The organism is Actinoplanes sp. HUAS TT8 (assembly GCF_051380535.1).
Taxonomy (GTDB): domain Bacteria; phylum Actinomycetota; class Actinomycetes; order Mycobacteriales; family Micromonosporaceae; genus Actinoplanes.
This window is the reverse complement of record NZ_CP195646.1, coordinates 9,862,900-9,876,266: the sequence shown is the minus strand read 5'-3', so window position 1 is coordinate 9,876,266 and position 13,367 is coordinate 9,862,900. Positions and strand designations below refer to the sequence as shown.

General features: G+C 70.9%; 12 protein-coding genes. 4 read left to right on the top strand and 8 right to left on the bottom strand.

Going from position 1 to position 13,367, the window contains the following annotated elements; translation table 11 throughout:
* Window positions 1-2 precede the first annotated feature (2 nt).
* Both ACSHV8_RS44035 and ACSHV8_RS44030 read left to right on the top strand, forming a co-directional pair.
* Window positions 3-947: a hypothetical protein gene (locus ACSHV8_RS44035; protein WP_436526103.1), complete on the top strand. Its 945-nt coding sequence runs from the start codon at window positions 3-5 to the stop codon at window positions 945-947.
* Between the two features lie 199 nt (window positions 948-1,146).
* On the top strand, window positions 1,147-2,163 hold the full coding sequence (locus ACSHV8_RS44030) for a GNAT family N-acetyltransferase (protein WP_436526101.1): 1,017 nt from the start codon (window positions 1,147-1,149) through the stop codon (window positions 2,161-2,163).
* Window positions 2,164-2,193: 30 nt separating this feature from the next.
* Here ACSHV8_RS44030 and hemB read toward each other — a convergent pair whose 3' ends face one another.
* The 8 genes from hemB to ACSHV8_RS43990 all read right to left on the bottom strand — a co-directional run bounded on the left by hemB (window position 2,194) and on the right by ACSHV8_RS43990 (window position 10,627).
* Entirely contained in the window at window positions 2,194-3,183 is a 990-nt protein-coding gene (gene hemB, locus ACSHV8_RS44025; protein WP_436526099.1) for a porphobilinogen synthase, read from the bottom strand.
* Between the two features lie 126 nt (window positions 3,184-3,309).
* Entirely contained in the window at window positions 3,310-4,896 is a 1,587-nt protein-coding gene (locus ACSHV8_RS44020) for a uroporphyrinogen-III synthase (RefSeq protein WP_436526097.1), read from the bottom strand.
* On the bottom strand, window positions 4,893-5,855 hold the full coding sequence (gene hemC / locus ACSHV8_RS44015; RefSeq protein ID WP_436526095.1) for a hydroxymethylbilane synthase: 963 nt from the start codon (window positions 5,853-5,855) through the stop codon (window positions 4,893-4,895). Before hemC ends, ACSHV8_RS44020 begins: the two co-directional genes overlap by 4 nt.
* Complete coding sequence (locus ACSHV8_RS44010) at window positions 5,852-7,165, bottom strand: glutamyl-tRNA reductase (RefSeq protein WP_436526093.1); 1,314 nt, start codon at window positions 7,163-7,165, stop codon at window positions 5,852-5,854. The genes hemC and ACSHV8_RS44010 overlap by 4 nt, the downstream gene beginning before the upstream one ends.
* Entirely contained in the window at window positions 7,162-7,902 is a 741-nt protein-coding gene (locus ACSHV8_RS44005) for a redox-sensing transcriptional repressor Rex (RefSeq protein ID WP_436526091.1), read from the bottom strand. Before ACSHV8_RS44005 ends, ACSHV8_RS44010 begins: the two co-directional genes overlap by 4 nt.
* Window positions 7,903-8,134: 232 nt before the next feature.
* Entirely contained in the window at window positions 8,135-8,776 is a 642-nt protein-coding gene (locus tag ACSHV8_RS44000; protein WP_436526089.1) for an HAD family hydrolase, read from the bottom strand.
* A gap of 11 nt (window positions 8,777-8,787) precedes the next feature.
* On the bottom strand, window positions 8,788-9,036 hold the full coding sequence (locus ACSHV8_RS43995) for a glutaredoxin family protein (RefSeq protein ID WP_436526087.1): 249 nt from the start codon (window positions 9,034-9,036) through the stop codon (window positions 8,788-8,790).
* A 73-nt stretch (window positions 9,037-9,109) separates the two neighbouring features.
* A complete protein-coding gene (locus ACSHV8_RS43990) occupies window positions 9,110-10,627 on the bottom strand; it encodes a class I adenylate-forming enzyme family protein (protein ID WP_436526085.1) in 1,518 nt (505 codons plus the stop codon).
* 479 nt (window positions 10,628-11,106) lie between these two features.
* On the opposite strand from ACSHV8_RS43990, the gene ACSHV8_RS43985 reads away from it, so the two are divergent.
* Entirely contained in the window at window positions 11,107-11,958 is an 852-nt protein-coding gene (locus ACSHV8_RS43985) for a sigma-70 family RNA polymerase sigma factor (RefSeq protein WP_436537221.1), read from the top strand.
* Window positions 11,959-12,133: 175 nt separating this feature from the next.
* On the top strand, window positions 12,134-13,300 hold the full coding sequence (locus ACSHV8_RS43980; RefSeq protein ID WP_436526083.1) for a DUF5667 domain-containing protein: 1,167 nt from the start codon (window positions 12,134-12,136) through the stop codon (window positions 13,298-13,300).
* Window positions 13,301-13,367: the final 67 nt, after the last annotated feature.

Sequence of the window (13,367 nt, the reverse complement as noted above, 5' to 3'; positions counted from 1 at the left end):
GTGTGGCCGCCTGGGCTCGGCGGCCCAGCGGGCGCGTGATCCTGCCCAGTGTCGTCGTGGTCGGCCTGATCGGGGCCGCGGGTACGGCGGGGGCCTATTTGGTTCCGCGCGCCCTGGAGGCCGCGCCTACCCCGAGTGTCACGCCGACCTTCGGGGCTGCGGGAGCGGCCCCGGCGCCGTCGGCGAGCGATCCCTACGGGGTCGGGGGTCTGCCCACCGCCACGGGCACCGGGGTGGTTCCGGGGTTCACCGTTCCGCCGGCTACGGGGATCGGGGTGCCGGGCACAACCGGTGGGGTTATTCCCAACGGTGGCTTGCCCGGTGGCGTGCCGAACGGTGGCGCGGCCACCGTGACCCGGCCGGCCGATGCCCTGGCCTCCTGGGCGCAGACCGCCGGGACGAAGGCCGGGATCCCGGTGATCGCGGTTCAGGCCTACGGCTACGCGGAACTGGTGACCGCGCAGACCACGCCGACCTGTCACCTGACCTGGACGACGCTGGCCGCGATCGGCAAGGTGGCGTCCGGGCACGGCAGTTCGAACGGCGCGGTGCTCAGCGTGGACGGGGTGGCCCAGCCGACGATCTACGGCCTGCCGCTGGACGGGCAGGGTGGCCGGCTCCTGGTCAACGACACCGATCAGGGCGTTCTGGACCAGGACACGACGTATGACCGCGAGGTCGGGCCGATGAAGCTGGTGCCCAGCGTCTGGAAGTCGTTCCAGGTGGACGCCGACCGGAACGGGACCGCCGACATCAACGACATCGACGACGCCGCCCTGGTCGCGGCGACCCAGTTGTGCAAGGACGCCAAGGGTGGCGTTCGTGACCTGTCCCGGGCCGACTCCTGGTGGGACGCGATCCTGAACTACGACGGCGGCACGCTCAAGGCGTCCGCGCAGAAGATCTTCGAGGCGGCCAACGACTACGGCCAGCGCAGCCGCACCTGATTCCGCGCCAGGCCGCCGACCGGGGGCGCGGGGCGCGGCCGGGTGTGCGGGGCGGGTGGGAATCGGTGGTGGGATCGGGGCGGGGCGGGGGCTTGGTGGCGGCTTCGGGGAGCGAGCAATGGCGACGCTCGGTGAGTGGATGCGTACTTTTGCGTGGTCAGCACTTCCATGAAGGTCGGGTAAACGGCACGATGTACGAGTGAGGGTGCGTGAATGGGATCCCCGCTCCGCGTCCGCGGCTGAGATCCACTCGCTGGTGGAGACGGTCAACGCCGTGCTCGCGACCGACCTCCCGGACGATCCACCCTGGCGCGACGTGCAGGTCAGGGACTATCTGGCCGAGACCATGCCGGGTGAGCGCCGGATCTGCTGGGTCGCCGAGGATGATCGGCTCCCCGAGGGGGAGAGTGAGATCTACGCCCTGGTCAGCATCCTGCTGCTGGGCGACATCGGCGTGCTCGAAATCCTGGTCAAGCCCCAGTTGCGGCGTCGTGGGCTGGGGCGGGAGTTGCTCGCGGTGGCGGCCCGACGGGCGTACCTCGAAGGCTTCTCGTCAATTGGGGTTGAGGCCATCGGCGGCACCCCGGCGATCGGCTTCTACGAGTCGCTCGGCTTCGAACGGGAGTATGTGGAGACCCGCAGTGTCCTGAGTCTGGACACGGTCGACTGGGCCGCCCTGGGCACGATGGCCAGCGGCATCAGTAGTGGGTACCGGGTGGAGTATCACCCCGGTGGCCCGCCCCGCACGCTGCTCGAACCGTATGCGCGGGCGAAGGCCGAGGCGCAGACCGACGACGACGATCTCGACCTGACGCCGCGCTCGTCGGACCCGGACCGGCTCCAGGAGTCGCTGGACACGCTGCACCGGCGCGGCTTGAAGCCGTACATCGTGCTGGCGATCCACGAGTCGACCGGTTCGGTGGCCGGGCTGACCGAGGTGGTCGTGCCGGCGCAGCATCCGGAGCGGGCCGATCAGTACGACACGATCGTCGTCCGCGAGCATCGGGGCTACGGCATCGACCGCGCGATCAAGGCGCGGATGCTGTTCGAGCTGCGCGCCGCCGAGACCGGCCTGCGCCAGGTGCAGACCTGGAACGCGCAGCACAACGAGTCGATGCTGAAGGTCAACGCCGAGCTGGGCTACCAGTCGGACCGCGACTGGTTCGAGTACATCGCCGATGTGGCCCAGCTCGTGCAGCGCCTGGAACCGAGCTGAATTGCTCCGCTGCGCTCCGCAGAAACTCGTTCAGTAGCGGGAGCGCAGCATCTGGGCGGCCTCCAGGGCCCAGTAGGTGAGGGTGATCTGGGCGCCGGCCCGCTTGATCGACGTGAGAGATTCCAGGATGACGCGCTCGCGGTCGATCCAGCCGTTGGCGGCGGCCGCCTCGACCATCGCATACTCCCCGGAGACCTGGTAGGCGGCGACCGGGATGTCCACGCGGTCGCGGACGGCGGCGATCACGTCGAGGTACGGCAGCGCCGGCTTGACCATGACCATGTCCGCACCCTCGGCCACGTCCAGGTCGACCTCGCGCAGCGCCTCGCGCAGGTTCGGCGGATCCTGCTGGTACTGCCGTCGGTCGCCCTGCAGGGTCGACTCGACCGCCTCGCGGAACGGGCCGTAGAACGCGCCCGCGTACTTCGCGGCGTAGGCCAGCACGGCCACGTCCTGGTAGCCGGCCCGGTCGAGCGCTTTGCGGATCACGCCGATCTGGCCGTCCATCATCCCGGACGGGCCGACCACGTGGGCGCCGGCCGCGGCCTGGGCGACCGCCATCTCGGCGTAGATCTCCAGCGTGGCGTCGTTGTCGACCGAGCCGTCGGGGGCGAGCACGCCGCAGTGCCCGTGCGAGGTGAACTCGTCCAGGCAGAGGTCGCTCATGATCACAGTGGCGTCGCCGACCTCGGCGAGCAGGTCGCGGATGCCGACGTTGAGGATGCCGTCCGGGTCGAGGCCGGCCGAGCCGGTCTCGTCCTTGCTGGTGTTCTCGGGCACGCCGAACAGCATCAGGCCGCCGATGCCGGCGCTGACCGCCTCGTGGGCGGCCTTGCGCAGCGATTCACGGCTGTGCTGGACGACGCCGGGCAGGGAGCTGATCGGGCGCGGCTCGTTCAGCCCTTCCTTGAGGAAGAGCGGCAGGACCAGCTCGGCCGGGGCGAGGCGGGTCTCCTCGACGAGGCGGCGGATCGCCGGGGTGCGCCGGAGGCGGCGCGGGCGGATGTCGGGGAAGGACATCGATGTTCTCCCTAAAGCGTCCAAATCGCCCAAAGCGATCGGAAAAGCAAGGCGAATAGAGCTAAAACCTAGCGCGCCACAAAAGAAAAGCGCGCCGGGGAATCCCCCGGCGCGCTCTACGACACATCAGCGGAAGCGAAGAGCCGTCGGCCCCTGCACCTTGGACCCGCGACGCTGCTTGGCCGGCATCGCGGCCAGCTTCTCGCGCAGCTCCAACGCGTACTCGGCCAGGGCTTCGACCAGGTCCGGCACCGAGGCGTTCTGCGGCTGGGTGTCCACCCGCAGCCCGAACTCGATCGCGGTCTCGGCGGTCTTCGGCCCGATCACCGCGACGACGGTACGCGCGTGCGGCTTCCCGGCGATACCGACCAGGTTCCGCACCGTCGAGGACGACGTGAAGAGCACCGCGTCGAACCCGCCCGACTTGATCGCGTCGCGGATCTCGGCCGGCGGCGGCGCGGCCCGCACCGTCCGGTACGCGGTCACGTCGTCCACCTCCCAGCCCCGCTCGATCAGGCCGGCCGCGAGGGTCTCGGTCGCGATGTCGGCCCGGGGCAGCAGCACCCGGCCGACCGGGTCGAGGATCTCGTCGTGCGGCGAGAACTCGGCCAGCAGGCCTTCGCTGGACTGCTCGCCGGCCGGGATCATCTCGGGCTGGATGCCGAACGCGCGAACCGCCTCGGCGGTGGCCTCACCGATGCAGGCGATCTTCACGCCGCCGAAGTGGCGGGCGTCCAGGCCGTGCTCGGCGAACTTCTCCCAGACCGCGCGGACCGCGTTGACCGAGGTGAAGACCACCCAGGCGTACCGGCCGTCGACCAGGCCCTTGACCGCGCGTTCCATCTGCGCCGGGGTGCGCGGCGGCTCGACCGCGATGGTCGGCACCTCGCACGGGATGGCGCCGTAGGCCCGCAGTCGTGCGCTCATCGCGCCGGCCTGCTCCTTGGTCCGCGGGACCAGGACCTTCCAGCCGTACAGGGGGCGGTTCTCCCACCAGCTGAGCGCGTCCCGCTCGCCGACCTCGGCGCCGACGGTCAGCACGACCCGGCCGGTGAAGCCGAGCGCGGCAGCGACGAAGCTGTCGACCGTCGAGGTGGTGGTGTACTGCGTCTCGCCGGTGCCGTCGCCGGTCACGCCGACCGGAACACCCGGCTCGACGCCGGCCGCGAGCAGCCCGTCCCGGACGGCGGCCAGGTCACCGGCGTCGACCGCGACGGCGAACGAGCCCTTCTGGGCGGCGCCGGCCAGCGCGTCGAAGTCCAGCGTGGTGACGTCGTCGACGTCGGCGGCGATGCGGACGCCGGGCAGCGGCACACCGGCGTACGCGGCGACGCCCTCGGCCTGCCCGATGCCCGGGATCACCTCGAAGTGCACGGCGGTACGGGCGACCGCCTGCACCTCCTTGACCACGGAGTCGTGGCCGAACGGGTCGCCGGCCACCAGGTGCACGGCCGACAGGCCGGACTTGGCCGCGGAGAGCAGCACCTTGGCCACGTCACCGGGGGCACCCTCGGCCGGGCTGAACTGGGCGTCCTCCTTGGCGTCGGCGCGAATCGCGGACAGCAGCGAATCGGGCACGCCCCGGTCGTAGACCACCTGGTCGGCATCGGTCAGCGCGGCATACGCGCGGCGGGTCAGCAGCTCCGGGTCGCCGGGTCCGGCGCCGATGAACGCGATGCGTCCGGCTGGCTTACGGGCGGTGCGGGTGGTCATTCTGTGCTCCCCATCAGGGTATCGGCGCCGGCGTCGAGGAGATCGGCGGCGAGTGCCTTGCCGATCTCCGCCGCCCCGGCGGGCGTTCCGGTGCGCGACAGCCGGATGGCTCGAACCCCATCCGGGCTGATCACCGCACCGCGCAGGTGAATCATCTCCTCGCCATGCCCGTCCTCGGGGGCCGAGCCGGCATGCCCACCCCGGACGAGGCGGGCGTAAGCGGCGACCGGGGCGGCACACCCGGCCTCCAGCGTGGCCAGCAACGCCCGTTCCGCCAGGACGGCGGCGCGGGTCGGTGCGTGGTCGAGCGCGGCCAGCAGCTCGACCAGGTCGGTGTCGCCGGACCGGCACTCGACGGCCAGCGCACCCTGGGCGGGTGCGGGCAGCATGAGCATCGGGTCCAGCGTCTGGGTGATCTCGGCGGTCCGGCCGAGGCGGGCGATTCCGGCCCGGGCCAGGACGACCGCGTCGAGGTCGGCCTCGGGGCCGAGAACCCGGGCGATGCGGGTGTCGATGTTGCCCCGGATCGGCGTGAGCTGCAACTCCAGGCCCAGCGAGCGCAGCTGCGCGATCCGCCGGACCGCTCCGGTGCCGATCCGCGACCCGGGTGGCAGGTCGGCGAGCGTACGCCCGTCCCGCGCCACCAGAGCGTCCCGCGGGTCTTCCCGGCGGGGCACGGCGGCGATCGCCAGGAGCGGGTGTTCGCTGGTCGGCAGGTCCTTGTACGAGTGCACGGCGAAGTCGATCTCACCGGCCAGCAGCGCGTCCCGCAGCGCGGAGACGAACACGCCGACGCCGAGCTGGGCGACCGGCGCCGACGACGTGTCGCCGGGCGTGACGATGCGGACCAGTTCGACGGCCCGGCCGGTGGCCGCGGTCAGCTCGTCGGCGACGGTCTGCGACTGGGTGAGCGCCAGCTTGCTCCCCCGGGTTCCGAGGCGCAGCGGTGTGACGGTCACGCTTTCCCTCCGATCTCGGGTACGGCATCAGCGTGGGTGGCCAGGGGGACGTCCAGGTCGAACAGCTCGCGGAGCAGCGCGGCGTACTGATCGCCACCCGGCTCGGCGGCCAGCTGCCGCACCCGCACGGTCGGCGAGTGCAGGATCTGCTGGACGACCCGGTGCAGGGTACGGGAAACGTCGGCCCGTTGCTCCTCGGTGAATTCCGGCCGTCGGCCCAGGAGCTTGCGCATCTCGGCCGAGACGACCTCCTCGGCGCGGGTGCGCAGCGCGGCCACGGTCGGCGCGATCTCCGCCCCGCGCATCCAGCCGAGGAAGTTGTCCACCTCGCCGGCGACGATCTGTTCGACCGCGGCCGTCTCGGCGGCGGCCGGGGCGGCCCGGCGTCCGGCGGCCAGCCCGTCGATGTCGACCACGATCAGGCCGGGCAGCCCGACCGCGTCCGGGGCGACGTCGCGCGGCACCGCGAGGTCGAGCACGACCAGCGGGTTCGGCGAGGTGCGGGCGGCCAGCGCGGTGCGCAGCCGGTCCCGGGTCAGCACCGGCTGGGTGGACGCGGTCGCGCTGACCACGATGTCCACCTCGCTGAGCGCCTGTTCCAGGTCCAGGATGGGAACCGCGGTGGCCCCGTACGCCTCGGCCAGCCGCTCGGCCCGGTCGGCGCTGCGGTTGGTGATCCGCAGCGGTCCGACGCCGCTGCGGGTGAGCGTGGCGATGGAGAGCGCGCCCATCGCGCCGGCCCCGATGACCAGGGCCGGTCGCCCGGTCAGGTCGCCACCGAGGTGTTCGGCGGCGACGTCGAGGGCGGCGGTGACGACGCTCTGACCGGCCTTGTCGATGCCGGTCTCGGCGTGCGCGCGCTTGCCGACCCGCAGCGCCTGCTGCATCAGCTCGTGCAGCAGCCGGCCGAGGGTGTCGGACTCGGTGGCCGCGTGGTACGCGTTCCGCAGCTGCCCCAGGATCTGCGCCTCGCCGACGACCATCGAGTCGAGGCCGGACGAGACCTGGAACGAGTGCCGGACCGCGGCCTCGCCGTAGTGCACGTAGAGGTGCCCGGCCAGCTCGGTGGCGGGAATGCCGGAGTGCTGGGAGAGCACGTTGCAGATGTCACCGAGACCGCCGTGGAAGCCACTGACCGCCGCGTACACCTCGACGCGGTTGCACGTCGAGACGAGCACGGCTTCGCTCACGTACGGCTGAGCGACCAGTTTCTGCAGGAGCTGCGGTATCTCGGGTTCCGGAATGCTGAGCCGTTCCAGTACGGCGACGTCGGCGGTGCGGTAGGACGCACCGATGCTGAGCAGATTCACGACCCGACTGCCTCCTGGTCACCCGCGGTGTCGCCGGCCCCGCCGGGAAGGGCGGTCAGCGACGCCTTGCGGTGTTCATGGAACGAGAGGATCTGCAACTCGATGGCCAGATCCACCTTGCGCACATCGACGTTCGGCGGAACCGACAGCACGCATGGCGCAAAGTTCAGGATGCTTGTCACACCGACCGCGACCAGCAGGTCGGCCACGGCCTGGGCGGCGGTCGGCGGGGTGGCGATGACGCCGATCGCGATCGACTCCTGCGCGGCGACCGCGTCGAGGTCGTCGATATGGCGTACGGCCATGCCGTTTATCACTTCGCCGACCTTCTTCTGGTCGGCGTCGAAGAGGGCGACGACCCGGAAGCCGCGGCTGGCGAAGCCGGCGTAACCGGCCAGCGCGTGCCCCAGGTTGCCGACGCCGACCAGGCAGACCGCCCGGTTCTTGTCGAGGCCGAGGATGTACTCGATCTGGTCGACCAGCAGGGCGACGTCGTAGCCGACGCCCCGGGTCCCGTACGACCCCAGATGTGAGAGATCCTTGCGGAGTTTCGCGGAGTTGACCCCGGCCGCAGCGGCCAGACCCTCGCTGGATACCGTTTCAGCGCCGGCCTCGGCCAGATGATGAAGGGCGCGCAGGTATTCGGGCAGCCGCGCGATCGTCGCCTCCGGGAGTTCCGGGAAGGCCGGGACGCCACCGGCTTCGCCGGGCGTGCTTCCGTGACGCTGCTGACTCATCTGACTCCGTGCCGACGAGGCGAACCTGCGGTGAGCCCGTTCTGTGCGATACCGGTGAGACCCTCGTGGGGTGACTGTGGTAGCGGGGCTCGTCGAAGCCACAGAGTAGGCGCTTGTGAAGGCGTGCACAAATCGCGATCTTGTCGGGACAATTGGACAAGATCGACTCGACTGTGTTAGTCGAGCCGACCTGTCGAGTATTACCGTTCCGACCCCGCCAGGGCCACCTGACTCAGAGTGACATGGCCATCTTCACCGCATCGACGAGTGAGTCGGCCACGAGACGGCCCGATTCGCGCAATCTCACGGGATCGGTGAAGCCGCCGGTGTAAAGGACCGAACCGGCACCGACCGAGTCGGCCGCGGACGCGTCGTCGAGCGAGTCGCCGATCAGGACCACGTCGGCGCCGGCCACGCCCAGACCCTCCAGGTGCCGGGCCAGGTGCCCGGCCTTCAGGTCGCCGCCGACCTCGGTGCGCAGCCCGTCGATCCGGGTGAACACGCCGGACAGCCCGTAGGTCTCCACGGCCGGCACCAGCTCGTTGTGGAACCACATGGAGAGCAGCGACTGCGAGCCCGGCCACGTCTTGATCGCGGCCATCGCGTCGGCGGCCAGGCTGATGTCGGTCAGCCCCAGGCGGTACGCGTCGTGGAAGATCCGATCCAGCCGGCCGAACTCCTCGTCGTCCACCGCCCGGCCCAGCATCTCGGCGTAGAACTCGGCGACCGGGCGACGGAACGCCCGCCGGTGCTCGTCGGCCTCGACCGACCGCCCGCCGACCGTGGCGAAGGCCGAGTTGGTCGACGACACGACCAGGTGAAGATCGTCGAGAAGGGTTCCGTTCCAGTCCCAGACCAGGTGCTTTGCTGTCACGACCAAGGAACCTACAGGTGTGACTCACCCGGCTGTCGAGCCAAATCCCGGATCAGTCGGGCCTCCTCGACCCGCCAGTACCCGTGCTCCCGCCCGTCGAGCAGGATCACCGGCACCCGGTCGTCGTAGTCGCGCTGCAACTCGATCGACGAGTCCACGTCGACCCGGGTCCACTCCCCCGGCGCGATCCGGTCGAGCGTCTGCTCGGCCACCTCGCACAGATGGCAGCCATCCCGGCTGATCAGGGTGATGCGGCTCATGCCGCCACCTCCGCTTCGCTCCGGCGTCGACATGAGTCAACAACTGAGCCCGATGATTCACTCACAAGCTCGCTCATGACAGCTCCCTCTTCCGGACCTTGCCGCTGGGCGAGCGCGGCAGCGAGGCGACCAGTTCGACGGACGGCAGCTTGAACCGGGCCAGCCGCGCCGCGCAGTGCACCTGCAGCTCGGTCACCGTGGGCGCCGGGTCGCCGGTCACCACGACGTACGCGTGCGGGCGCTGCCCGGTTTGCTTGTCCGGCCGGGCCACCACCGCCGCCTCGACCACCCGCGGATGGGCGTCCAGCACCCGTTCGATCTCCGCAGGATAGACGTTGAAGCCGTTGACCAGGATCAACTCACCGATCCGGTCGACCAGGATCAGGTCCCCGTCGGCATCCGCGTAGGCGATGTCCCCGGTCGGCCACCAGCCGTCCGCGTCCGGCCCGCCGGCGGCGTCCGGCCAGTAACCGGCGAACAGGTTGGGCCCGCGGACGACGATCTCGCCCGGATCGGTCCCGGCCGACACGGCCGGCGCGAGGTCGAGCTCGGCGAGATCTTCTTCCGGCGACACCGTGCCGTCTCGCCACAATTCAAAACCATTGCGCGTACGGAGGGAGAGCTCCACCCCGGGCAGCGGCCGCCCGATCGAGCCGGTCTTCTCCCGGTCGCTCACCGCGGTCGTGGTGAGCACGGGGGCACACTCGGTCAGGCCGTACCCGATAATGATCGTCTTGCCGGTGACCGCCCGGAAGCGAGCCGCGGTGATCGGGTCCAGCGGCGCCGCGCCGCACACGGCGGTCCGCAGCCCGCCCAGCGCGTCGACCCCGCTCGGCAGCCGTGACCAGCCCTGATACATGCCGGGCACACCGACCACGACGGTCACGCCGTGCCGGGCGACCAGGTCGGCCGTCGCCGCCGCGTCGAAGCGCTCGACCAGCACGCCGGTCGCCGCGTGGTGGGCGACGCTGCCCAGGCCGGTGTTCAGCCCGTACGCGTGGAAGAACGGCACCGCGAGCAGCACCACGTCGTCCGGGCCGACCACCGGCGGCTCGATCCGGTCGAGCTGTTCGTGGTTGGCCGCGAGCGCGCCGTGGGTGAGCATCGCCGCCTTCGGCCGCCCGCTGGTCCCCGACGTGTAGAGCAGCACGGCGAGATCACCGGCGGCCGGCCGCGGGAGCTCGACGGTCACGGCATTGTCGAAATCCGGACGCACACAGACTTGGTTTGAATTAGGACCAGTGCGCAGTCCGAGTCGTAACTGGTCCGTCTGTCCGATCACGATCAGCGCACAGCCGGCGTCGGTGAGTGCGTGCGTCACCTCGTCGGCGGTGTAGCCCGGATTGAGCGGGACCGCGATCCGGCCCGCCCGCAACGTGCCGAACCAGGTGACGACGAAGTCCACGGTATTGCCGAGCACGGATGCGACCCGGTCGCCGGGCGACGTCCGGCCGGCCAGGAAGTGCGCCGCCGAGGTGACCTTGGCATCCAGATCGGACCAGGTCAGGACGGTGTCGCCGGCGATCAGAGCCGGGGCATCGGGACGTCGGGCCGCGGCCTCGGCGACCGGATCACGGGCGGGTTCCTCCACGACGCCCGAGTCTGGCACAAACATCACCCGTCCGGGATAGCGGACATCCCGTCCGTTGGTCCGGGCCCCGGATCAGACAGGGTGACCTTGATACCGGATGCCGAGTTCGGACGGATTCGCGGCTTTGCGCGCAGCGCACATGGTGTGCGACTCCTCGTGTCCGAACTCAGCAATACTTCCGGTCTGTGTAACGGACTCCACACGAACGGGTGAGGTTACCGGCGATTTCCGCGGGTTACCCCACCCCTTTTGTATGCGAGTGACCACCCTCATCCCGAGGAGGCCGCTGTGCCACACAAAGGACGGAAACGCCGTGAATCCCTGTCTGGCGGGACGGATTCACGGTCGCCGCAGGCCCGCCGGGTTGAGGAGGCGCAGTGACTCATGTGTACGCCGGGGACCCGTACCACCGCGACGTCCTTGCCGGGAGGCACGCAATCACTGACGGGTTGAACGCCATCCGCGAATCGGTCGACGGGATGATCACCAATGCGATCCGCGGGGATGGCCCGCGGCGCACCGGCAATCGCCGGCCGATCAACAACTCGCCGTCCGTGCCGGCTCCCGGTGCCAACGGCAAGTTCGGCGGCAACCGGCTCGGCGCGCCCCGGCCGCCGTCCCAGCCGACCGCCGGGCAGCGTTCCAACCTGCCGGAGAGCGAGGCACCCGGCACCGATCACACCGTGGTGCTGCCCACCCAGAGCAAGACCGGCCCGCCGACCGAGATCGAGCCGCCCAAGCATCCGGCCCGGCCCGACCGGGGCGACCCGGCGGCCGCGGTGTGGGCGCTGGTCGAGCGCGCCCAGGGCGGCGACTCGGAGGCGTTCGGCCTGATCTACGACCGGTACGTGGACACGGTCTTCCGCTTCGTCTACTTCCGGGTCGGCAACCGTCAGCTCGCCGAGGACCTCACCTCGGACACGTTCCTACGCGCCCTCAAGCGCATCGGCAGCTTCACCTGGCAGGGCCGTGACCTGGGCGCCTGGCTCGTCACCATCGCCCGCAACCTGGTCGCCGACCACTTCAAGTCCGGTCGCTACCGGCTTGAGGTGACCACCGGTGACGTGCTCGACGCCGACCGCGAGGACCGGGGCCCGGAGGGCAGCCCGGAGTCCGCAGTGGTCGACCACATCACCAACGTCGCCCTGCTCACCGCGGTCAAACAGCTCAACCCCGAGCAGCAGGAGTGCATCGTGCTGCGCTTCCTGCAGGGCTTCTCGGTGGCCGAGACCGCGCAAACCATGGGCAAGAACGAGGGCGCCATCAAGGCCCTGCAGTACCGCGCGGTGCGAGCGCTGAACCGGCTCCTGCCGGAAGGATTCCAGTCTTGATCGGGCGCTTTCGGATGTCGATCTCCGATACCCGATGGTCCCTCTCCGCACCCGTAACCGGACCCGCGTGTCGCGCGTTTGTCCGGATGCGACCCCCGGCGGCCACCCGCGGCCCGGTCGCCGACGCCGGCACAAGGGCCGGCGGGACACTCACGAGCGAGGGGAGGTGCCCGCGGTGAAGTTCCCTTTTCCGAGCTCCCGGAGCGCCGAGCGCTTCGCGGAACACGTCGACGATCTAGGTGACGCCGGTCGGTACCACATCCCCGGCCACGCCGATGACGAGCTGACCGAACTGGTGGCGCTCAGCCACCGACTGTCCGCCACCCGCCCGGCCGGGCAGGTCGATCCCGAGTTCCGCGTCGGACTGCGCGCCATGCTGGTCGCCACGGCCGAACGCGACGGCATCGGCCGGACCGCGGTCGAGGCCGATCCCGAGCCGCCGGCCGAGTCCCCGGAGCGGCGGTCGGTCTTCGCCCGCCGGTTCCGGACCCGCGGCGCGATCGTGCTCGGCGTCGCCGCCGGCGCGATGGCCGTCTCCGGGATCTCCGCGGCCAGCGAGAGCGCGGCTCCGGGTGACGCACTGTACGGCGTGAAGCGCTCCACCGAGCGGGCCCAGCTGGCCATCGCCGGCTCGGACGCCAGCCGCGGGCAGCTGTCGCTGGACTTCGCGCGCAACCGGCTGCGGGAGGCGACCGCGATGAGCGGGAACGCCGACGGGTTCCGGAACGTGCTCGACGACATGGACGCGGACACCCGCAAGGGCGTCAAACTGATCACCACCGCCGCGGTGTCCCGCAAGGAGGCCGCGCAGCTGACCACACTGGACGCGTTCGTCAAGGACCAGCGCTCGACGTTCGAACCGGCGCTGCAGAACCTGTCCACGGTCAACCGGGAACGGGCGCTGACCTCGCTCGGGCTGCTGCAGGACGTGACCCAGCGGACCGAACAGCTGCGTACCGGGCTGGACTGCGAGAAGCTCGTCCCGGCCGGAACCGATCAGCTCGGCCCGAAACTGCACGGCTGCGGCGACGAGCCGACCGACAAGACGCCACCGAGCGGAACGCACGGCGGCGGCAACAGCGACGGTGGCAAGACGACGACCAAGCCGGGCGGTTCGAGTGCCGCGCCGACCAAGCCGGCACAGGCCGGGACCACGGCCGAGCCGGGGACCACGGCCGGCGTGAACGGCGGTCAGACTCAGCGGACCAAGTCGGCGCAGGTCACGACCGCCCCGGCGGGCGGCGTGACCACCAGCCCGGCCCCCGCGGCCACCCCCACCGGCGACGGCGTCGAGTCCGACGACGACGGCGTCCTCGGCGGCCTGCTGGGCAACATCTTCTGAACCACAGCACCCCCGCATTGCGACCGCCAAGGGCGCAATGCCGCGGCGCCGGAGGCGACGCCATCAA